Genomic DNA, 20,849 nt, shown 5'->3' with positions numbered 1-20,849 from the left:
GCCTGAGGCCGGCAGTCCGCGTTTATGCCTGGAGACATCGCCTGATGAACAACCCGCTTCTCGAATTCGACGCCCTCCCCGACTTCGATACCATCCGTCCTGAGCATGTCGAGCCTGCAATCAGCCAGCTCATCGACGAAAACCGGACGCTGATCAACAGCCTGCTGGCCGACCCCGCGGCACCGACCTGGGACGACTTCGTGGTGCCGATGACCGTGGCGGGCGAACGCCTTGGCCGCGCTTGGGGCATAGTGGGCCACATGCACAGTGTCATGGACGTCCCCGAATGGCGCGACGCCTACAACCAGATGCTGCCCGCTATCTCCAGCTTCTACGCCGAGGTGGGGCAAAACCTCGCCCTGTACAAGAAGTACAAGGCCTTGCACGACGGTCCCGAGTTCGCCACGCTCAACCCGGTACGCCAGCGCATTCTCGAGCACGAACTTCGCGACTTCCGGCTTGCTGGTGCAGAACTGCCCGATGAGCTCAAGCCCCGCTTCAAGGCCATCCAGGAGGAATTCTCCTCGCTCGCCGCGAAGTTCTCCGAGAACCTGCTGGACGCCACGAACGCGCATGCCGAATGGATCGAGGACGAGGCAATGCTCACCGGCATACCGGATGACGTGCTTGACGCGGCTCGGACCGCTGCCGAGAAGGCTGGTCGCAGCGGCTGGAAGTTCACCCTGCAGATGCCGAGTTACCTTCCCGTGATGCAGTATGCTGAAGACCGCGCGTTGCGGGCCCGCATGTACCGTGCCTACGCGACCCGGGCTTCCGAGTTCGGCCCGGACGAACTGGACAACGGACCGCTGATCGGCCGCATTCTCGCTCTGCGCGAGGAAGAGGCAAGAATGCTCGGCTACGGGAATTTCGCCGAAGTCTCGCTAGTGGCGAAAATGGCCGAGTCGCCTCAGGAGGTGCTCACCTTTCTGCGTGACCTTGCCGCACGGGCCAAGCCTTTTGCGGAGCGCGATCTTGACGAATTGCAGCGCTTCGCACGCGAGTCCCTTGGTCTGGCCGAGTTGGAGCCTTGGGACGTGGCCTATGCCTCGGAGAAGCTGCGCCAGGCGCGTTACGCGTTCTCGGAACAGGAGGTCAAACAGTACTTCCCCGAACCCAAGGTCATCGACGGCTTGTTCGGCGTGATCCGCAGGCTCTACGGCGTCGACATCCTCCCCGAGGACGCCCCACGCTGGGACCCGAGCGCCCGTTTCTTCCGCATAGAACGCAACGGCGATCTGGTCGGTCATTTCTACATCGATCTTCATGCCCGCGAAACCAAGCGCGGCGGCGCCTGGATGGACTCCGCACGCAGCCGGCAACTCACCGCCCGCGGGGTGCAGACGCCGATTGCCTATCTGGTGTGCAACTTCTCCGGCCCTTCGGGCAACAAGCCGGCCACCTTCACCCATGACGACGTCCAGACCCTGTTCCACGAGTGCGGCCACGGACTGCACCACCTGCTGACCCAGGTCGACGAGCTGGCGCTGTCGGGTATCCATGGCGTCGAGTGGGACGCGGTCGAGCTGCCGAGCCAGTTCATGGAGAATTTCTGCTGGGAGTGGGACGTGCTCCAGGGCATGACCGCCCATGTCGACTCCGGCGAACCCTTGCCGCGTGAGCTGTTCGACAAGATGATCGCGGCGCGCAACTTCCAGAGCGGCATGCAGACGGTGCGCCAGCTCGAGTTCGCCATGTTCGACCTGCGCCTGCACAGTGAGATCGATGCCAGCGCCGGGCCTGTGTCTGTGGATCGCGTGCTCGCCCTGATCGATGAAGTGCGTCGGGAAATCGCAGTAATCACCCCGCCGGCCTGGCATCGCTTCCCGCACAGCTTCTCGCACATTTTCGCCGGGGGCTATGCTGCCGGCTACTACAGCTACAAGTGGGCCGAGGTGTTGTCGGCTGACGCTTTCGAGGCCTTCGAGGAGGCAGGCGCCGGCAAAGGATCGCTACTCGACCCGGTCACCGGTGAGCGTTTCTGGCGTGAAATTCTGGCGGTCGGCGGCAGCCGTCCGGCCATCGAGTCATTCAAGGCATTCAGGGGGCGCGAACCCAGGGTCGACGCACTCCTGCGTCACAGTGGTATGATCGAAGCATGATTCTGCCTCGGTTCGCGATTGCCTGTTGCCTGCTTGTCGCCTGTGCTCACGTGGCAGCACAGGGCGTTTATCGTTGGACCGACGAGCGCGGGCAGACAGTCTTCTCTGATCGCCCGCCCCCCGCCATCGAGGATGCCGAACGGGTGCGGGTGTTTGCGGGTCGGCCCGAGCCGGTGCCCACCTACAGCGTCCGGATCGCCGCTGAACGATACCCGGTGGTGCTTTATACCGGTCTTGACTGTGGCGCCCCCTGCGATTCTGCGATGCAACTGCTGCGGGGTCGCGGCGTTCCATTCGAGGAACGAATGGTCAGCACTGAAACCGAGTTTTCGGTTTTCCGGGAGCGCTTTGAAGGTTCGGACGTCGTGCCCGCTGCAACCGTGGGCAATCGCACGCTGATAGGGTTCGAACCCGGCGCATGGAACCGGCTACTGGACAACGCCGGCTACCCGAGGACGCCGCTACCACCACGGTAGAGATCCAGGCGCCCATCCCATCAAGGGACGATCACTCGCCGAACCTCATGACCCTCCGCCCTGGCGGCGCTTTGCCAGCCCGCCCTCGATCGTGGTCAAGCGGGCGCCTGACAGTGCGCTCTCTCGCTGCAGGAGAAGGTCGAAATCATCCGCAGGCACGGGCCGGGAAAAGAGATAGCCCTGTGCGTAGTCGCAACCGATCTGACACAGAATGTCGCGTTGCGCCTCACTTTCGACGCCCTCTGCAATGACCTTGAAGCCAAGCTTGTGGGCCATGACAATGATGGCCTCGGCAAGCACAAGATCACTCGCGTCGGCTTCGAGGTTGCGAATAAAGGACTTGTCAATCTTGAGATAGTCGATATCGAAACGCTTGAGGTAAGCCAAGGAAGAGTACCCGGTCCCGAAGTCATCGATCGCAACCTGGACGCCGGCGTCCCGAAGGCGCAGCAGTGTGTCGTTGATGTTGCTGGCAGGGTCGACCAACACACCTTCTGTAATCTCGATCGCGACACCTTCCCCCGCAAGGCCGCTCAAGGCGAGTTGCTCGACCACGTCCATGCCCTCCCGCGTAGCCGCGAGCAGTTCGAGCGGAGACTTGTTGATGCTGACCTGGAAGCGGTGATCGTAACGCGCACGCCAGATTCTCAGCCGTTCGGTCGCCTCACGAAACACCCAGGCTCCGATTTCATGGATAAGTCCGCTTTCTTCGGCCAGCGGCACGAACTGTGCCGGGTCCACCATGTCACCGCACGGGCGCTGCCATCGGAGCAACGCTTCGGCCTTTCGGATCCGACCATCGGCCAGATCGACGATTGGTTGATAATGAAGACTGAACTGATTGTGCGAGACCGCGTGGCGCAGATCCTTCAGCATTCGGGCGCGGTGCAGCGCTGCTTCCTGCATCCCCCGTGTGAAGAAGCTGAATCGATTGCGCCCCCCCTGCTTGGCGGCATACATCGCCTGCTCCGCGTGGCCGAGTAAGGCCTCAGCGTCTGTCGCATCGTCGGGGAAGACCGAGATTCCGATGCTGGCCGACACGAAGACCTCTTCATCACCGAGCTTGAAGGGGCGATTGAACGACGAGATGATCTCCTCGCAGATCCGGCCAATGACCGTGACCGAGGGAAGTTCTCCCATGGCGATCGCAAACTCGTCCGCGGCGAGTCTCGCTACGGTATCCGAGTCCCGCAGGCATGCCCGGAGCCGCCGCGCCGCCTCGACCAGCAGAATGTCACCATGGCGATGACCAAGGGTTTCGTTCACGGCCTTGAAGCGATCGAGATCGACCACGAAGACCGCCACCTGATGCCTGTCACGCCGGGCAGACTTGATCGCGTGCAGCAACCGATCGACAAACAGACGGCGGTTCGGCATGCCCGTGAGCGAATCGTAGTTGGCCTGTGACCATATGAGCGCATCAGCCTCTTTCTTCTCGGTCATGTCGGAAAGCAGAATGACTCTTCGGGAGACCCTGCCGTCATCACCTCCGATGCTGTCTATGGTCACCCATGCGGGGAAAGCCCCACCATCCAGTCTTCTGCATTCCAGTTCTCCTTGCCAACGTCCGTTGGCAAGCACAGCCGATCGAAGCGCTTTAGCGGCCTGATCGTTACCGACGTCGAACACGAGCGCTTCCGCAAGGCTGCCGATGATCGCCTCGCTTGTCCAACCCGTGTGCTCCGAGAAAGCCGCATTGACCGCAAGGACCCGGCCTCTTGCGTCGGTCACGATCATTGCTTCGCTCGAATTCTGATAGACCAGGGCCGCAAGACGGGTGGTCTCGCTTGCCCGACCTCGCTCGATCGCAATCGAAGCCAGTCTCGACATGTTCTCCACCCACTCGAGCTCTTCTTCGTCCGGTTTGTGCGGTTGAGCATGAAAGACAGCCAGTACGCCCAGCACCGAACCGTCGGTGGCCACCACTGGCTCGGACCAGCAAGCGGCCAGGCCAAAGTGCATGACGGCCTGACGCCCCGAAACCCAATCGGGATGACCCGATAGATCCTCAGCGATGAACCTCCGTTTCTCAAAGGCGGCGACACCGCAGGGCCCCATGTCCGCCCCCGGGCGCAAGTCGTCAAGCGCCTGCCGATACTCCTCGGGCAGACTGGGTGCCGCGCCGACACGCAAGCACCGGCCGCCGTCGTCAAGCAGCAGAATGCCGACTCGGCTGGCTGGTCGCTCCTCCTCGGCCTCGCGTACGACCCGCTCCAGCACCTGCTTCAAGGGCGCGCCGCTCGCAACGAGCTCGAGTACGGCGCTTCGAGCTGTCTCCCGGCGCTGCAAGCACTGTCTGACGTAACGTTCTCTCAGCATATCGTTCAGATTGCCGTAGAAGCGGGCCGAAGTAGGCAACAACATCAGAATGAACAGGGCAAGCATGACCGTCATCGGTGTCGCGAGCTCTTGCGCAGAGCCCGCGAAACGATACAGCAGAGGCAAGGTTGCCAGCACGATGAAACCGGCGACCGAAAGGATATGTGCCGACATCGTCGCCACAGCTCCAGCGCACAAACCGGCGATCACAAAGGCAAGCATCGCTTGGTGCGCAACGCTCTGTTCAACGAACAACAGATAAGCACCAGCTCCCCATGCCACCCCGGCGAGCAACGCACCGAAGAGCGACAGCCGTTCCCAAGGCAGGGAGTGCTCCGGCTGTGGCATGATCTTCCGATAGGCGAGCGCAAGGACGATGCGCGCAAGATTGACCAGACTCACGACGCCAAGCCAGAAGAGCAACACTCGGGATTCGACAACGCCCCAATGGGTCGAAGCAAGAAACCCCGCCAGCACGAGCGATACGAGCATCGTGAAGGGGAGCGCGCTCAGCACCACCCCAGCACGATGCGCGCGAATCAAAACCTCGGCTGGCGCGTCACTGCGTCCGACATTGTGCATACCACCCTCTCCCTGCTCCGCAACAAGAGTCATCACCCTTTGATCCCGAGAGCATAAACCGCCCCTCCGGAGTTTAGGCAATGCTTTTCTCATAACATAGCGACATAATTCACGCTTGAAGTAATTCAGATCAGTTCGCCATCCGCCATGTGAAACATCGAGCTCGAGAGACAGGGAATGCGGTTCCGCGAAAGTGCCGGCGAAATTTCGTATCATGTCCAGTACCAACAACGCGCAGCACTCGCACTCACGTCACTCGGTGCCACTCTGGCGCCTGAGATCAAACGCATTCGCAGATCATGAAAATCGCCACCTGGAACGTTAATTCCCTGAAGGTCCGCCTGCCTCATGTCACAGAGTGGCTCGCAACGAATCGTCCGGATGCGCTGTGTCTGCAGGAACTGAAGCTGGAGGACAAGGCATTTCCTGAGGCAGAACTAGAGGCCGTCGGCTATCGATCGGTCTTCAACGGCCAGAAAACCTACAACGGCGTCGCGATCTTGAGCCCGCATGCAATGACGGACATCGTCCGCGACATTCCTGGCTTCGACGACGTACAAAGACGCATCATCGCCGCCACAATCGGTGACGTCCGGATCGTGTGCGGTTACTTCCCGAATGGTCAGGCGGTCGGCTCGGAAAAATTCGCCTACAAGATGCGCTGGCTTGAAGCGCTGACAGTCTGGCTAAGGGAAGAGATGAAGTCCCACCCGCGCCTCGTCCTGACCGGTGACTTCAACGTCGCGCCGCAGCCGCGTGACGCCCATCCTGACTGGAAGGATGAGATTCATGTCTCCGAACCGGAACGGGAAGCTTTCCGCGCACTCGAGCAACTCGGACTCGAAGACGTCTTCCGACGTTTCGACCAGGACGACGCCAGCTATTCCTGGTGGGACTACCGTATGGGCGCGTTCAGGCGCAACTTTGGACTACGCATCGATCACGTCCTTGCCACTAAGGCCCTGGCCGAACGTTGCAGTGCCTGCATCATCGACAAGGCACCGCGTCGACTCGAACGCCCCTCTGATCATGCCCCGGTCGTAGCCCAATTCGATCTCTAGAGCACCCCCGCTTGTCATGGATGCCCTACCAACACTGACCACCCTGTACCCGAGCCTCGACAATCTGCCACCGGCCGCACGGGACAGACTGAAGCTGTCCGGCATGGAAGTGAGACTGGCTGAGGGCGACATGGTGTTCGACGAACTGCAGTCGTGCAAGGGTTTCCCCTTCGTGCTCGAAGGCTGCATTCGCGTCGTAAAGCCGGCCCCCAATGGCCGAGAGTTGCCGCTCTACCGCGTCGCTTCAGGAGAGACCTGCATTCTGTCGACCGCATGCCTGCTCGGCGCCCATCCATACAATGCACGCGGGGTGGCCGAGAGCGACTGCCGCATACTGCTGCTCCCGACGACAGTGTTCGAATCCATGCTGGCAGAACCTGTTTTTCGTGGTTTCGTCTTTCACCTTTTCGCCGAACGCATTGCGGATCTCATCGAACTGATCGACGAGGTGGCGTTCAAACGTTTGGACCAGCGTCTGGCCGGCGTGCTGCTCGGCAAGGGAAGCTGCCTTCGAGTCACGCACCAGCAGCTCGCGGACGAACTCGGCAGCGGCCGCGAAATCGTAAGCCGATTGCTCAAGGGATTCTCGGAACAGAGGCTGGTGCGGCTGGGCCGTGAACAGATCGATATTCTGGACCCTGCCGGTCTACGCACTCTGGCTAGCGCAATCCGAAGCTGAACGCGGCCATCTCCTTCCACGGCCGCGGATTGCAATCGATACGCGGCATGGCGCCTGTGTATCCAAGGTCACAGACTGACTGACACCGGTCTGGTGGAATGTGTACGCACGATTGCCCCATTCCGCAAAGGAGAACACCATGACCAAGAACGTCGGTTCCATCGACAAGATCATTCGCATCGTCGCAGGCCTCGTCCTGATCGCACTCGCCATTCTCGGCATCGGCGCGCCGTGGACCTGGATCGGCATCGTGCCGCTCGCGACCGGCCTGATGGGCTGGTGCCCGGCCTACACGCTGATCGGCGCAAACACCTGCCCGACCAAGAAGGGTTGAGGCGCTAAAGCGCTCCGCGGGCACTGACGTGGTTGGCGATTCGTACGAAATCGCCGACCGTCAGTCGCTCGCCGCGCAAGCCGGAGTCGATGCCGAGTGCCAGGAAATCGGCCTCGGCCATGAACTCGCGCAAGGTGTTCCGCAGGGTTTTTCTGCGTTGTCCGAAAGCTGCGGCAACCACGCGCTCCAGCAGGGCTTCGTCGGTCGCATTCAGCGCCTCGGGCGGCAGCGGCACCAAACGGACGATGCTCGACATGACCTTGGGTGCCGGCGTGAAAGCGCCAGGCGACACGTCGAACAGCCTGCCGACCCTGAAACGGTACTGCAGCATGACCGACAAGCGCCCGTAGTCCGCGGTTGCCGGCTCGGCCACGATTCGCATCACGACTTCCTTCTGCAACATGAAGGTCATGTCGCGGATCCGGTCGGCGAATGCGGCCAGGTGGAACAACAGCGGCGTCGAGATGTTGTAGGGCAGATTGCCGACGACACGCAGCGGCGCGGCCAAGGTGGCGAAATCAAACTTGAGTGCGTCGCCCTCGTGGATGGTCAACTGTTCCGACCCGAAGCGCATGGCAAGCCGCGCGATGAGATCCCTGTCGATCTCGACCACATGCAGGTGTTCGAGCCGCGCGAGCAGGGGTTCGGTCATCGCACCCAGCCCAGGGCCGATCTCGACCATGTTGTCGTCCGACGCCGGGCGAATCGCATCGACGATGCGGCGAACGGTGTTCGGATCGGTCAGGAAATTCTGGCCGAAACGCTTTCGCGCACGATGCTCCATCAACGCCTGATCTCCCGAGCCTTGCCCGCCATGGCGATCGCCAGCTCCAGCGCAGCATGCAGGCTACCCGGATCTGCCTTACCCGTTCCGGCCAGGTCCAGCGCAGTACCATGATCAACAGATGTGCGGATGATCGGCAGGCCGAGAGTCACGTTCACCCCACCGCCAAAACTCGCATGTTTGAGTACCGGCAGCCCCTGATCGTGATACATCGCCAACACCGCGTCGGCACCGGCCAGTTTGTCAGGAACGAACAGGGTGTCGGCAGGTAGCGGCCCGACGAGGTCGAGACCCTCCGCCCGCAAGGCTTCGAGAACCGGCACAATGACATCGATCTCTTCACGCCCCATGTATCCACCTTCGCCGGCATGCGGATTGAGACCGGCGACGAGAATACGCGGTGAAGCGATGCCGAAGCGCTGCACAAGATCCCGGTGGAGTATCTCGATCGTCTCTCGCAGCAGTTCGCTTGTGAGCGCGGCAGGCACTGCGGACAGCGGCAAGTGAGTGGTTGCGAGCGCGACCCGCATGCCCCCACCCACGAGCATCATCACCACGCGCCGGGTCGCAGTCCGTTCGGCAAGATACTCGGTATGGCCGCTGAACACGATCCCGGCATCGTTGATGACACCCTTGTGTACCGGCGCGGTCACCATCGCCGCGAACCTGCCCGAAACACAACCGCCAATCGCTTCGTCCAGCGTGGCGAGCACATAGCCCGCGTTCGTCACATCGAGCCGGGAAGGATAAGACCTTGAAGCCAGCGGCACATGGTGAACTTCGAGCACGCCCTCGATGGGCGACGACTGCGGCTGGAACTCGACTACCGACACCTGCTCACCGATCGCTCCTGCTCGCTCACGAATCAAGGCCAGATCGCCGATCACTATCGGCCGCACCGGCCACCGGCGTCGAGCAAGCAGGACGCAGAGTTCAGGCCCGACACCCGCGGGCTCCCCGCTGGTGATCGCGATCAGCGGGCTAGGATGCGTCATTCAGAAATCCGTTTCGAGACGGTATTCCACAAAGGTCGAATCCCGTAGTTCGCGCAACCAGGCATCGTAGGCCTCTTCCGCCTTGCGCTCGCGCAACGCATTACGAGTCGCGGCCCGCATGCGCTCGTCCGACACATCCTGCACTCTGCGCTCCACGACTTCGATCAGGTGCCAACCGAAGGGCGAGCGCACGGGCTGCGAGATCTCGCCGGGCGCAAGCGCATCCATCGCTCGCTCGAACTCGGGCACCGTATCACCCGGGTAGATCCAGCCGAGATCGCCCCCGCGCGCAGCCGACAAGTCGTCCGAGTGAATCCGGGCCAGTTCTTCGAAACGCTCACTGCCCTGAACCATGCGCTCGCGCAAGCCGAGCAACCGTGCCTCGGCCTCGGCATCGGACAAAACTTCGGTGGTACGAATCAGGATGTGACGCGCCCGGGTCTGTTCCATTTCGTCCACGCCACCAGCGAGTTCGCCGCCACGCATCGCGACGAACTTGACAATATGCAACCCGGCGGGACTGCGCAGCACCGGCGATACTTCACCCGGCCGCAATGTGCGCACGGCATCGGCAAACAAGCCGGGCAACCTGTCGCGGCTGCGCCAGCCAAGGGCGCCGCCCTGCGTGGAATCGGGTGCATCGGAATAGGCAGCGGCGAGCTGGGCGAAGTCTTCGCCAGCGGCGTGACGTGAGAGCACCTCCTCCGCCCGCGCCATGTAACGGGCCAGATCAGCCTGCGACGGCGCCTCGGGCATGCGGATCAGCACATGAGCGACGAACAGTTCCTCACCGGAAAAAGCGTCCGGGTTGTTCGCGATGAAGTTGTCGATCTCCGCCTCGGTGACGACGATCTCGCTTTCAACCTCGCGCTCTCGCAGCCGGGTGATCGTCAGCTCGGTACGAATCTCCTGCCGGAAGCGCTCCCACGAGATGCCGTCCTCGATCAGCACCGACCGCAACTCCTCCTCGCTCAGGTTATTGTTGCGCGCAATCGAAGCGATGGCACGATCGACGGTGGCCTCGTCCATCCGCAGACCGGTTTCGGCAGCCAGCTGGAGCTGAGCGCGCTCGATGATCATGCGTTCGAGCACCTGTTCCTCGAGTACCTCGAGCGGCGGCGCTTCGATCCCGCGCTGCTGCAACTGACGGATCGCTGCCTGAACACGCTCGCGCAATTCCAGCGCAGTCACGACTTCGTTGTTGACCACCGCGACCACGCGATCGACCGGCACGGCGCGCTGCGCCATTACCTGAGCGGGGATGAGCAGGCATGCAGCGGCGAGGACGGCGGTGAGCTTGATGTAGGACAGAATGCGCATGTTTAGAATTGCCTGGATATCCGGTGGGCGGGGTCAGTCAGTACCGAAGTAGCGGTCCGACATGGGTTCGTTGATCTTGCCATAGCCCGGCACGCTGCGTGTCAACAGATTCACCGGGCTTGGTCCGATGCCGCCCAACCCGGTCAGCTCAAGCTGGAAGAACAAGGCGTTGGTCACGCGGTCCGGGTTGGTGGCGAAACGGTGAGCCGCGGTGCGGAAGGTCCAGCAACCACAGGTACTCAGGTACTCCACCCCAGCGACGGCCTCGGTTACCCGGTTCTCCTTGATTGAACGGGTAATGCGGCCGACGCCGTACCAGCGGTTACCGAGCGGCCATTGGGCCGAAAAGTCCACGTCCTTCAAGCCTTCTCGGCCATCAAGCAACTCTCTTGCGTACCGGTAGCCGACGTTCAACACCCGCCCGACCTCCGGGTTATAGCGCAAGGCAAAGTTGAAACGCTGGGTTTCGCCGTCAAAGGGATCGTAGCGCCACAGGCTGTCGACCGAAACTGCCTGAGTCACCCGACCGCTCACAGCCGCCAGCACATCGGTGCGGCGGCGAACGCGTGCATCCTCGACGGCTGGTTTGCCAAGTTCGTTCAACGTGACGCGTTGCTCGTCGAAGTAATACTTCTGCGCCAGTGTCGCGCGCAGGCGCTCAGCACCTGAACTCTGCTCGATGAAGCGTGTCGTTACCGCCACGGTGAGCTCATTCGCGTCACCGATGCGGTCCACACCCACATATCGATTCTCGGAGAACAGCTGGGCAAAACCAAAATCGAAACGCCCGGAGTCGAATATTGGAAGGTCCCGCTGCTCTCGATAAGGTACCCGCACGTAGAAAAGCCTCGGCTCGAGCGTCTGGCGATAGGACTGTCCCAAAAAGGCGGAGTCACGTTCAAAGAACATGCCGCTGTCGATCGAGAATACTGGAACTGTCCGGGTAATCGAGTCACGCCCGCCCACAAGCGAACGCCCGAGATCATAGCGAGTGTGATTAAGGCTCACACGCGGTGTGAGGAAATAACCGGCGGTTCGGATCGGAAGCGACAGCTGCGGTCGTAGATGCGTTCGCCGGCCTTCCGCGAACGCCGAATCCTTGTGTTTGAAATCAACGTATTCGCCACTGAAACCGAACGCCAACCCGGCAGGAAGATCAGCCCTGTAGGCTGACAGCAACAATTGGGGCAACCTGCGATAGGGGCCGAATCCGTCGAGGGTCTGATACCCTTCCAGAAGGCCTTGGACCGACCACCAGTCCCCCTGATAACTCATCCGCCCCTGACGGAGCAGATTGACCCGGGAGGCTACCGCGATTCTTGAACTGAGATCCTCGAAATAATCATCGTCAGACACCCAGTTGTAGTCCAGGCTGGCCCGCAACCGCCTTGTAATGCGGTGGTCGTGCTGAATTGCTCCCAAGGATCGCGACTCACCTGTCACCCGATCCTTGGGCAGCCACTCGCCTCGAATCTCGCCACTGTAGTTCTGCGACAGATAGCGGTACTCGCCACCGAGTTGCAGCCCGCGCCGCCCCATCAGGCGCGGCGTGATGGTTGCGTCGTAGTTCGGGGCGATGTTCCAGTAGTAGGGCACCGCGAGGTCGAAGCCAGTCTTGTTCGACACCCCGATCGTCGGCACCAAAAAGCCCGACTGCCGCTGCTCCGCCAGAGGGAACGACATGCGCGGCCACCACAGGATGGGAGTGTCCTTGAACACCAGCGTGGCACCACGGGCGACCCCGACCTCGCGATCATAGTCGAGCTCAAGATCTGCGGCGCGGATGAACCAATCGGGGTCCTCCGGCTCGCAGGTAGTCCAGGTGGCGTTGACCATCCGGTACCGGTTCTCGCCCTCAAAATACACGACGTCCGCACCACCGGTGCCGACGATGGTTCGCGGCGCAACGCCTGGCCGCGCCTGCGACTGCCGCGAGAACACATATCGCGGCCGATCGAGCTCCCCCACCCACTCGTGAACGATGAGGCGGGCCCAATCCCCAATCAGCCAGTCATCCTCCTGACTGAGTCGAACATTACCGTCGGCAGTCGCTTCATCGGTGAGTTCGTTGTAGATCACCCGGTCTGCGGTCAGCACCCGTGAATCCCGCACCAGTTCGGCTTCACCCTCGGCGACCAGCTCCACTGCTCGCACACCGACGATGCGCAAGGCGCTGACCTGGGTAGCCCCTCGCTCCAAGGGGGAAGCAGCTACCGGTGATCGGGGGGCAGGCGCCGTCTCACTCATGGTTACGGGGTCATCCCCGACACCGGCTGCTTCCGCGCTTTGCGAGCGCGGCGCGGCCACTTGGCCGGCGGTGTCCGTCACGGTTGCACCGCCGACAGGTGAAGCAGTCGCTGCGCCTTGCCGCGGTTCAACGGCTGGGAGGACAGAGCTTGGGCGAACCTCAACCGGAACATCAACCACGCGCTCGACCGACGGTTCGACTGCAGGTGTCTGCGGCACCAATCTGGGGGCCGGGCTGCGAATCAGGTCGGGAGACACCGAAAGTGGCGCCAATCCGCCGGCGAGGGAAACCCCGCTCAACATGAGCAACCACGGCATCAATGCCAACCGTGTGTTCAATCGCTTTGCACGCAAGCCCCGTCCCTCGCTCGGTTCGAAAACAGTCTCGCCCCGACACATGGCGGCGGAGGCGGATTTGGTAAACTGCTGAATTTTACACCAAGGGTCGCCAGCTGTTGGAGGCGTCGCGGCGAGGCGCGAAGCAATCGATCGACCGGCGTTCGAGGCTATGGCGTGCTTCGCCTGCAGCTCAACTGCAAACTCTGACTGGCGAACACGGAAACCCACCAATCGATAGATCGCAGGACGCATCCTGCGGGGTTCGGGTGCGCCGGATACGCCAACTCGATCACCGCACAGGTCACCCACGTATGCAACAAGGAAACACCCGGGAGCCAGAATTGGACAGAAACGCACAGCTACGCAAGTGGCTCGACCAAGCCCTGAAAGGCGCGGCCTTCGAATTGAGCCCTGCATCATCGGATGCCAGCTTCAGGCGCTACTTCCGCGTCGCCCCCGAAGGCTCGGGCGATACGTTCATCGTCATGGACGCGCCCCCGTCGCACGAGGACTGTCGGCCATGGCTGAAGGTCGCAGAGCTGTTCGGCGCGGCCGGCGTGCATGTACCCGAAATAGTGGAAGCCGACTTGGACAAAGGCTTCATCCTGATGTCCGACCTCGGCAGCAAGACGTATCTGGACGCACTCGATGCGGACAACGCCCACAACCTTTATGCCGAAGCACTCGGCAGCCTGATCGCCATCCAGCGGGCGAGCCACGCCAACGCACTGCCTGAATATTCGCGAGAACTGCTGTTGCGCGAAATGCGATTGTTCGACGAGTGGTTCGTTGCCCGGCACAAGGGGATCGCGCTCGACGAATCGCAGAAACAGACCCTCGAGACCGCATATGAGCGGATCCTCGCGGTCAATCTCGCTGAACCCAGGGTCTTCGTCCATCGCGACTACCACTCACGCAATCTGATGGTCTGCGAGGCAGGCCGCAACCCGGGCATCGTGGACTTCCAGGACGCGGTGTTCGGCCCGATCAGCTACGACCTGGTTTCGCTGCTCAAGGATGCCTACATCCACTGGGACGAGGAGTTCACCCTCGACCTGCTGGTGCGCTACTGGGATATCGCACGCCGGTTCGGACTTCCGGTGCGCGCCGACTTCGCTGACTTTCAGCGCGACTTCGACTGGATGGGCGTCCAGCGTCACCTCAAGGTGCTCGGCATCTTCGCCCGCCTCCATCATCGCGACGGCAAGGACGGCTATCTCAAGGACATGCCCCTGGTCATGGACTACCTGCGTCGCAGTTGCGCACGCTACGGCGAACTCAAGCCGCTGCTGCGCCTGCTCGACGTCATCGAGCCCGGTACCATCGGCGTCGGCTATACGTTCTGATGAGAACGATGATTCTCGCGGCCGGGCGGGGCGAGCGCATGCGCCCGCTCACCGACACCTGCCCAAAGCCGCTGCTCGTCGCAGGCGGCAAGCCGCTCATCGGCCATCATCTCGAGCGGCTCGCAGAAGCCGGACTGCGTGATGTCGTCATCAACCACGCCCACCTGGGCCGGATGCTCGAAGACGCGCTGGGTGACGGCAGCCGTTTCGGCGTGAGCATCCGCTACTCGGCCGAGGAAGCGGCACTGGAAACCGCTGGCGGCATTCGTCAAGCACAAGAGCTGCTCGGCGACGATGTCTTTCTCGTCATCAACGGCGACGTGTTCTGTGACTTCGATATCGGCGCTTTCGCCAATCAGGCCCGGCACCTGACGTCCGGAGACTCCCTCGCGCACCTCATGCTGGTCACCAACCCGCCCCACCATTCCGCTGGAGATTTCACGCTCAAAGGCGGGCGCGTCAGCGAGGCTCCGGAGAACCGTCTGACCTATGCCGGCATCGGACTCTTCCACCCCGACCTTTTTTCCGGCCTCGTCATCGGCGAACGCGCAGCACTCGGCCCGCTGCTGCGCATGGCGATGGCGCGAGGCAGGGTCTCCGGCGAGCGCCATGATGGCTACTGGATTGACGTCGGCACCCCGGAACGACTCGCCGAACTCGACAGCCACCTCAAGAAGAGCCAGAACCCTGGCGCGCAGCGCGAGTCGAAAGCCGACACCCGGTTTCACGGATAATATGCCCCCATGAACGCCTCCATCGACCGCCTGATTCCCGATATCGCTCCCTATCTTGCCCGCCGCCAGCGTCTCATCGCCAGGATGAACGCCGCCGGCGGCGGCATTGCGGTGCTGCCGACCGCAGTCGAACAACATCGCAACCGCGACACGCACTACCCCTACCGCTTCGACAGTTACTTCCACTACCTGACCGGCTTCGGCGAACCCGAGGCCGTCGTGGTCATCATTGCAGGCGAAACACCGCGCTCGATTCTCTTCTGCCGAGAGAAGAACGAGGAGCGCGAGATCTGGGACGGCTTTCGCTTCGGTCCCGACGCGGCGCGCGAAACCTTCGGCTTCGACGAAGCCTGGACGATTGGCGACCTGGACCTGCGTCTGCCCGAACTCCTCGCCGAGCAGCCGGTGCTGTGGTGCAGCGTCGGCTACGATCGGGATTGGGACGAGCGGGTCACCCGCGCGCTCAACGCAGTGCGCGCCAATGCCCGAGCCGGTGCGGTGCCGCCGCACAGCATCCGTGACGTGCGCGCAGAGCTCGACGAGATGCGACTCGTCAAGGATCAGGTCGAAATCAGCATCATGCGTCACGCCGCAAGAATTTCGGCCGAGGCGCACATCCGCGCGATGCAACGTACCCGGCCCGGCATGTTCGAATATGAGATTGAAGCCGAACTGCTCCACACCTTCCGCCGCCGCGGATCGGAAGCGCCGGCCTACTCCTCCATCGTCGCCAGCGGCCCGAATGCCTGCGTACTGCACTACGTCAGCAACGATCGACGCATGAACGACGGCGACCTGCTGCTCATCGACGCCGGCTGCGAACTCAACGGCTACGCCTCCGACATCACCCGAACCTTCCCGGTGAACGGGCGCTTTTCCACCGCCCAGCGTCAGATCTATGAGGTCGTTCTCGCCGCACAGGTCGCAGCACGCGCAGCGATTCGCCCCGGCGAGCACTGGAACACCCCACACGAGGCCGCGGTCGAGGTCATCACCCAGGGGCTCATCGACCTCAAGCTCATTCGCGGCCCGCTCGACACCGCAATCGAAGAAGGCCGCTACCGGCGTTTCTACATGCACCGTACCGGCCACTGGCTGGGCCGCGACGTCCATGACGCCGGCGAGTACAAGAAAGCGGGCGAGTGGCGCCTGTTCGAACCGGGCATGATGCTCACCGTCGAGCCGGGTTGCTACATCCGTCCGGCGCCGGACATCCCGGAAGCCTACTGGAACATCGGCATCCGCATCGAGGACGACGCACTCGTTTCCGCAGAAGGCTGCGATTTCATCACCGACGACGTACCCCGCGGCGCCGACGAGATCGAGCGCTTGATGCGGGATGGTGAGCATGCACACGCATGATCTGCTCATCGTCGGTGCAGGGCCGGTTGGGCTGGCGCTGGCCTGCGCACTGCGAGACAGCGGACTGGACATCGTACTGGTCGATGCACGCAGCGCGCAGGCCAGTGCCGCCGACCCGCGCGTGCTCGCGCTCGCCCACGGCACTCGGCTGACCCTGCAGAATCTCGGCGCCTGGCAAGGCCTTGAGACCACCCCGATACGCAGTATTCACGTATCACAGCAAGGCGGCTTCGGGCGCACGCTGATCCGGGCATCCGACCACGGACTGGACGCGCTGGGGCATGTCGGTTCGGCCGGCGCGCTGGCAAGTCGACTCGGCGAGATCGCCGCGCGCTCCCGGCTGGAAGTACGCGAATTCACGCGGGTCAAGTCCCTTGCGGCACACGAAGACCATGTCGAAGCCAGCCTCGAACATGCTTCGGACGGTCCATCGAGCCTTCGCGCCCGACTCGTGGCCTGCGCCGAAGGCGGGCTCGCCAACCCGGATGCCGACATCGTCGAACGTGACTACCGGCAACAGGCGGTCATCGCCCATGTCGACTGCCCGAACGGGCATGAGTATCGCGCCTACGAACGTTTTACGCGCGAAGGGCCTGTCGCCCTTTTGCCGCACGGCAGGGGTTTCGCGCTGGTGCATGTGCTCTCACCGGAAAGCGCCGAAGCCATGCTGCAGCTGGACGACGATGAATACCGCCACCGCCTGCAGCCGCTCATCGGCGGGCGGGTGGCGCTCGGCAAGGTTTCCGACCGCCTGTGTTATCCGCTTGGTCTGCGCTACCGGAAGGAAACCACTGGGCAGCGCACCGTCTGGCTTGGCAACGCGGCACAGACGCTACATCCGGTCGCCGGGCAGGGCTTCAATCTCGCGCTGCGCGATGTGCATGCCCTCGCCAGCGTCCTGCAAGCCCATCCGGGAGATCCCGGCGACCAGAACACGTTGCTGACCTTCGCCAACCAGCGCAAGCTTGATCGCCAGAGCACGATCTTCTTCACCGACTCACTGGTACGCCTGTTCAGCAACGACAACCCGCTGCTCAGGCACGCACGCGGTGCGGGTCTGTTTGCGCTCGACGTCTGTCCGCCACTGCGGGATTTCGTCGCCCGGCGCATGATGTTCGGCGCTCGCGCCTGGCCCTGAGCCATTGGCGAAACGCACCGTTCGCACCGCGTCCGGTGACCGCAAGGCCGGAACACCGCCGGTTTATGGGTTAGAATTGCGGTTTACCCTGAAACCGCCTCCGAATCATGCAGTTTGCCGGCTTTACCCTGCGTAATAATCTTTTCGTCGCCCCGATGGCCGGGGTGACCGATCGCCCCTTTCGCCAACTGTGCAAGAAGATGGGCGCCGGCGTCGCGGTCTCGGAGATGGTGACTTCCAATTCGCTGCTCTATGGCAGCGCCAAGACCCAGCGCAGAGCCAATCACGACGGTGAGGTCGATCCGATATCGGTGCAGATTGCCGGCGCCGACCCGGCGATGATGGCCGAGGCAGCGCGATACAACGCCGATCGTGGTGCCCAGATCATCGACATCAATATGGGCTGTCCGGCCAAGAAAGTCTGCAACGTCATGGCGGGCTCCGCGTTGATGCAGGACGAACCGCTGGTCACCCGCATCCTCGAGGCGGTGGTTACCGCAGTGCCGAACACCCCGGTCACGCTCAAATTCCGCACCGGCTGGAACCGCGAGAACCGCAACGCGCCGACGATCGCACGCATTGCCGAAGAAAGCGGCATCCGCGCGATCGCGATCCACGGCCGCACCCGTGCAGACCAATACACCGGCGACGCCGAGTACGACACCATTGCTCATGTAAAAACGCTGGTGCGTATCCCGGTCATCGCCAACGGTGATATCACCACCCCGCAGAAAGCCAAACAGGTGCTTGATTACACGGGCGCCGACGGCGTCATGATCGGTCGCGCCGCACAGGGGCGCCCCTGGATTTTTCGCGAGATCGAGCATTACCTCGCCACCGGCGAGCTGCTCGCACCGCCACTGGTCACCGAGATCCACCGTGTCTGTCGTGAGCACCTCGCCGACCTCTATGATTTCTACGGCGAGGAAACGGGCGTCAAGATCGCCCGCAAGCACATCTCCTGGTACACGAAAGGGCTGGTCGGTTCGGCGGCATTCCGACGCATGATGAACCAGCTCGGCGACATCCGCGACCAGCTTGACGCGGTGGATGGCTTCTTCGGTGCACTCGCCGAGCACGACAGCCACCTGCGCTACGAGGACGATTTCCCCCAGGAGCTTGCAGCATGAGTTGCGCGAACGACATTGCCGACTGCGTCACCCGCACGCTCGACCAGTACTTTCGCGACCTCGACGGCGAAAAGCCCGCCGCGGTGTACGACATGATGATGCGTACCGTCGAGCGCCCAATGCTCGAGTTCGTGCTGCGCCAGGCCAACGGTAACCAGACGGTGGCCGCCCAGATCCTGGGCATCAACCGCAACACCTTGCGACGCAAGCTCAGCGACCATCAGTTGCTCTGAAACGGCATTCACCGCTGGCACGCTTCGCCGGCCGCCGTCTCAACCACCCGCTCTCAAAACCATCCCCAGCACGACAAACATGAAAGTCACCCAGGCCCTGATCAGTGTTTCCGACAAACGCGGCGTGCTCGAATTCGCACAAGCCCTCCAGGAGTTGGGCGTCAAGCTCCTGTCCACCGGAGGCACCGCTGCGCTGCTGCGCAAGGCGGGCATGGACGTCACCGACGTATCCGACCACACCGGCTTTCCGGAGATGCTCGACGGCCGCGTGAAGACCCTGCACCCGAAGGTGCACGGCGGCATTCTTGCGCGGCGCGATCTGCCCGAGCACATGGACACCATCGCAGCCCACGACATCTCGCGCATCGACCTGGTGGTGGTCAACCTCTACCCCTTTGCCCAAACCATCGCCAGGCACGACTGTACGCTGGAAGAAGCAATCGAAAACATCGACATCGGCGGCCCCACGATGGTCCGCGCGGCCGCCAAGAACCATGGCGACGAAGCGGGCGGTGTCGGCATCGTCACCGACCCGGACGACTACGAGGGCATCCTCGGTGAGTTGCGTGACAACGAAGGCGCGCTGTCGGCGAAGACCCGGTTCTCGCTGGCGGTCAAGGCCTTCACCCACACCGCTCGATACGACAGCGCAATCTCCAACTATCTGACGGCCCTGACCGACGACGGCGGCCGGCAGGCTTTCCCGGAGCGATTTCATATCGCCCTCGACAAGGTCCAGGACCTGCGCTACGGCGAAAACCCTCACCAGAGCGCAGCCTTCTACCGCGAACCGGGCGCTGCCGAGGGAGGAATCGCGGGCTACCGCCAGCTCCAGGGCAAGGAACTGTCATACAACAACATCGCCGACTCGGATGCCGCGTGGGAATGCGTCAAAGCGTTCGACACCACCGCCTGTGTCATCGTCAAACACGCCAATCCCTGTGGCGTGGCCCTCGGCGACAGCCCGGCGGCTGCCTATCGCAAGGCTTTTGCCACCGACCCGACGTCGGCCTTCGGCGGCATCATCGCTTTCAACTGCGAGGTCGATCGCGAAGCCGCCGAGGCGGTGTCGGCACAATTCCTCGAAGTGCTCATCGCGCCTGCCTATTCCGACGAAGCACTTGCCCTGCTCGCCGCCAAGCAGAACGTGCGCGTGCTGACCTGCTCGCCGGGTCGCTCCGGCGGCGCGCTGGACTTCAAGCGGGTCGCAGGTGGTCTGCTGGTGCAAAGTGCCGATGATGCAACAGTCGCCGTAGCCGATCTCAAGATCGTCACCCGTCGCCAGCCGACCCCGACCGAACTCGCGGATCTGATGTTCGCCTGGCGGGTCGCCAAATACGTCAAGTCGAACGCCATCGTTTATTGCCGCGACGGCATGACCGTCGGCGTCGGAGCCGGCCAGATGAGCCGGGTCGACTCCGCCCGCATCGCGGCAATCAAGGCAGGCAATGCCGGTCTCGAGATCAAGGGTACGGTCGTCGCATCGGACGCCTTCTTCCCGTTCCGTGACGGTCTCGACGTGCTCGCCCAGGCCGGCGCGACTGCGGTCATCCAGCCGGGCGGCTCGATGCGCGACGCGGAGGTGATCGCCGCTGCGGACGAGCAGGATATCGCCATGGTGTTCACCGGCTTCCGCCACTTCCGCCACTGAAGCCGCACGCTTCCCGA

General features: G+C 62.7%; 17 protein-coding genes. 12 read left to right on the top strand and 5 right to left on the bottom strand.

Features of this window, described 5'->3' with window-relative positions; genetic code table 11:
* Positions 1 to 44: 44 nt before the first annotated feature.
* Together GPA21_RS04115 and GPA21_RS04110 are read left to right on the top strand one after the other, a co-directional pair.
* Complete coding sequence (locus GPA21_RS04115; protein WP_168986946.1) at positions 45 to 2,102, top strand: M3 family metallopeptidase; 2,058 nt, start codon at positions 45 to 47, stop codon at positions 2,100 to 2,102.
* A complete protein-coding gene (locus GPA21_RS04110) occupies positions 2,099 to 2,578 on the top strand; it encodes a glutaredoxin family protein (RefSeq protein WP_168986945.1) in 480 nt (159 codons plus the stop codon). The genes GPA21_RS04115 and GPA21_RS04110 overlap by 4 nt, the downstream gene beginning before the upstream one ends.
* Positions 2,579 to 2,623: 45 nt before the next feature.
* On the opposite strand, the gene GPA21_RS04105 is transcribed toward GPA21_RS04110, so the two are convergent.
* Positions 2,624 to 5,512, bottom strand: a complete 2,889-nt coding sequence (locus tag GPA21_RS04105; protein ID WP_168986944.1) for a putative bifunctional diguanylate cyclase/phosphodiesterase — start codon at positions 5,510 to 5,512, stop codon at positions 2,624 to 2,626.
* Between the two features lie 266 nt (positions 5,513 to 5,778).
* Here GPA21_RS04105 and xth point away from each other — a divergent pair, with 266 nt between their 5' ends.
* The 3 genes from xth (at position 5,779) to GPA21_RS04090 (ending at position 7,553) form a co-directional block, all read left to right on the top strand.
* A complete protein-coding gene (gene xth / locus GPA21_RS04100; RefSeq protein WP_168986943.1) occupies positions 5,779 to 6,540 on the top strand; it encodes an exodeoxyribonuclease III in 762 nt (253 codons plus the stop codon).
* 16 nt (positions 6,541 to 6,556) lie between these two features.
* Positions 6,557 to 7,219, top strand: a complete 663-nt coding sequence (locus GPA21_RS04095; RefSeq protein ID WP_168986942.1) for a Crp/Fnr family transcriptional regulator — start codon at positions 6,557 to 6,559, stop codon at positions 7,217 to 7,219.
* A 139-nt stretch (positions 7,220 to 7,358) separates the two neighbouring features.
* On the top strand, positions 7,359 to 7,553 hold the full coding sequence (locus GPA21_RS04090) for a YgaP family membrane protein (protein ID WP_168986941.1): 195 nt from the start codon (positions 7,359 to 7,361) through the stop codon (positions 7,551 to 7,553).
* A gap of 4 nt (positions 7,554 to 7,557) precedes the next feature.
* Here the strand turns inward: GPA21_RS04090 and rsmA are convergent, their stop codons facing one another.
* From rsmA to GPA21_RS04070, 4 genes are read right to left on the bottom strand one after another with little or no spacing between them, the layout of a single operon-like run.
* Complete coding sequence (gene rsmA, locus GPA21_RS04085; RefSeq protein ID WP_168986940.1) at positions 7,558 to 8,337, bottom strand: 16S rRNA (adenine(1518)-N(6)/adenine(1519)-N(6))-dimethyltransferase RsmA; 780 nt, start codon at positions 8,335 to 8,337, stop codon at positions 7,558 to 7,560.
* Positions 8,337 to 9,332 (bottom strand): 4-hydroxythreonine-4-phosphate dehydrogenase PdxA, encoded by a 996-nt coding sequence (gene pdxA, locus GPA21_RS04080; protein ID WP_168986939.1) that lies wholly within the window; start codon positions 9,330 to 9,332, stop codon positions 8,337 to 8,339. The genes rsmA and pdxA overlap by 1 nt, the downstream gene beginning before the upstream one ends.
* Positions 9,333 to 10,652 carry a peptidylprolyl isomerase gene (locus GPA21_RS04075; RefSeq protein ID WP_168986938.1) on the bottom strand — a complete coding sequence of 440 codons (1,320 nt, stop codon included), beginning with the start codon at positions 10,650 to 10,652 and terminating at the stop codon, positions 9,333 to 9,335.
* A 33-nt stretch (positions 10,653 to 10,685) separates the two neighbouring features.
* Positions 10,686 to 12,851, bottom strand: a complete 2,166-nt coding sequence (locus GPA21_RS04070) for an LPS-assembly protein LptD (protein ID WP_246261746.1) — start codon at positions 12,849 to 12,851, stop codon at positions 10,686 to 10,688.
* 728 nt (positions 12,852 to 13,579) lie between these two features.
* On the opposite strand from GPA21_RS04070, the gene GPA21_RS04065 reads away from it, so the two are divergent.
* The 7 genes from GPA21_RS04065 (at position 13,580) to purH (ending at position 20,832) form a co-directional block, all read left to right on the top strand.
* Positions 13,580 to 14,584 carry an aminoglycoside phosphotransferase family protein gene (locus GPA21_RS04065; protein ID WP_168986937.1) on the top strand — a complete coding sequence of 335 codons (1,005 nt, stop codon included), beginning with the start codon at positions 13,580 to 13,582 and terminating at the stop codon, positions 14,582 to 14,584.
* An 8-nt stretch (positions 14,585 to 14,592) separates the two neighbouring features.
* Complete coding sequence (gene murU, locus GPA21_RS04060; RefSeq protein WP_168986952.1) at positions 14,593 to 15,318, top strand: N-acetylmuramate alpha-1-phosphate uridylyltransferase MurU; 726 nt, start codon at positions 14,593 to 14,595, stop codon at positions 15,316 to 15,318.
* A gap of 9 nt (positions 15,319 to 15,327) precedes the next feature.
* Complete coding sequence (locus GPA21_RS04055) at positions 15,328 to 16,680, top strand: aminopeptidase P N-terminal domain-containing protein (RefSeq protein WP_168986936.1); 1,353 nt, start codon at positions 15,328 to 15,330, stop codon at positions 16,678 to 16,680.
* Positions 16,667 to 17,818, top strand: coding sequence for an FAD-dependent monooxygenase (locus GPA21_RS04050; protein WP_168986935.1), 1,152 nt, complete (start codon positions 16,667 to 16,669; stop codon positions 17,816 to 17,818). Before GPA21_RS04055 ends, GPA21_RS04050 begins: the two co-directional genes overlap by 14 nt.
* Before the next feature lie 107 nt (positions 17,819 to 17,925).
* Positions 17,926 to 18,948 carry a tRNA dihydrouridine synthase DusB gene (dusB, locus tag GPA21_RS04045; protein WP_168986934.1) on the top strand — a complete coding sequence of 341 codons (1,023 nt, stop codon included), beginning with the start codon at positions 17,926 to 17,928 and terminating at the stop codon, positions 18,946 to 18,948.
* Complete coding sequence (locus GPA21_RS04040) at positions 18,945 to 19,181, top strand: helix-turn-helix domain-containing protein (protein WP_168986933.1); 237 nt, start codon at positions 18,945 to 18,947, stop codon at positions 19,179 to 19,181. Before dusB ends, GPA21_RS04040 begins: the two co-directional genes overlap by 4 nt.
* A 79-nt stretch (positions 19,182 to 19,260) precedes the next feature.
* Positions 19,261 to 20,832 carry a bifunctional phosphoribosylaminoimidazolecarboxamide formyltransferase/IMP cyclohydrolase gene (gene purH / locus GPA21_RS04035; protein ID WP_168986932.1) on the top strand — a complete coding sequence of 524 codons (1,572 nt, stop codon included), beginning with the start codon at positions 19,261 to 19,263 and terminating at the stop codon, positions 20,830 to 20,832.
* Positions 20,833 to 20,849: the final 17 nt, after the last annotated feature.

This window comes from Azoarcus taiwanensis, assembly GCF_012910885.1.
In the GTDB taxonomy this organism is placed as follows: Bacteria; Pseudomonadota; Gammaproteobacteria; order Burkholderiales; family Rhodocyclaceae; genus Azoarcus_F; species Azoarcus_F taiwanensis.
Note: the sequence above shows the minus strand (reverse complement) of the source record. Positions and strands in the feature narration are given on the sequence as shown.

What these genes read in the sequence shown, in the direction of transcription:
- GPA21_RS04115 (WP_168986946.1), top strand. Translation starts at nt 45, where the DNA reads ATGAACAACCCGCTTCTCGAATTCGACGCCCTCCCCGACTTCGATACC.
- GPA21_RS04110 (WP_168986945.1), top strand. Translation starts at nt 2,099, where the DNA reads ATGATTCTGCCTCGGTTCGCGATTGCCTGTTGCCTGCTTGTCGCCTGT.
- GPA21_RS04105 (WP_168986944.1), bottom strand. Translation starts at nt 5,512, where the DNA reads ATGACTCTTGTTGCGGAGCAGGGAGAGGGTGGTATGCACAATGTCGGA.
- xth (WP_168986943.1), top strand. Translation starts at nt 5,779, where the DNA reads ATGAAAATCGCCACCTGGAACGTTAATTCCCTGAAGGTCCGCCTGCCT.
- GPA21_RS04095 (WP_168986942.1), top strand. Translation starts at nt 6,557, where the DNA reads ATGGATGCCCTACCAACACTGACCACCCTGTACCCGAGCCTCGACAAT.
- GPA21_RS04090 (WP_168986941.1), top strand. Translation starts at nt 7,359, where the DNA reads ATGACCAAGAACGTCGGTTCCATCGACAAGATCATTCGCATCGTCGCA.
- rsmA (WP_168986940.1), bottom strand. Translation starts at nt 8,337, where the DNA reads ATGGAGCATCGTGCGCGAAAGCGTTTCGGCCAGAATTTCCTGACCGAT.
- pdxA (WP_168986939.1), bottom strand. Translation starts at nt 9,332, where the DNA reads ATGACGCATCCTAGCCCGCTGATCGCGATCACCAGCGGGGAGCCCGCG.
- GPA21_RS04075 (WP_168986938.1), bottom strand. Translation starts at nt 10,652, where the DNA reads ATGCGCATTCTGTCCTACATCAAGCTCACCGCCGTCCTCGCCGCTGCA.
- murU (WP_168986952.1), top strand. Translation starts at nt 14,593, where the DNA reads ATGATTCTCGCGGCCGGGCGGGGCGAGCGCATGCGCCCGCTCACCGAC.
- GPA21_RS04055 (WP_168986936.1), top strand. Translation starts at nt 15,328, where the DNA reads ATGAACGCCTCCATCGACCGCCTGATTCCCGATATCGCTCCCTATCTT.
- GPA21_RS04050 (WP_168986935.1), top strand. Translation starts at nt 16,667, where the DNA reads ATGCACACGCATGATCTGCTCATCGTCGGTGCAGGGCCGGTTGGGCTG.
- dusB (WP_168986934.1), top strand. Translation starts at nt 17,926, where the DNA reads ATGCAGTTTGCCGGCTTTACCCTGCGTAATAATCTTTTCGTCGCCCCG.
- GPA21_RS04040 (WP_168986933.1), top strand. Translation starts at nt 18,945, where the DNA reads ATGAGTTGCGCGAACGACATTGCCGACTGCGTCACCCGCACGCTCGAC.
- purH (WP_168986932.1), top strand. Translation starts at nt 19,261, where the DNA reads ATGAAAGTCACCCAGGCCCTGATCAGTGTTTCCGACAAACGCGGCGTG.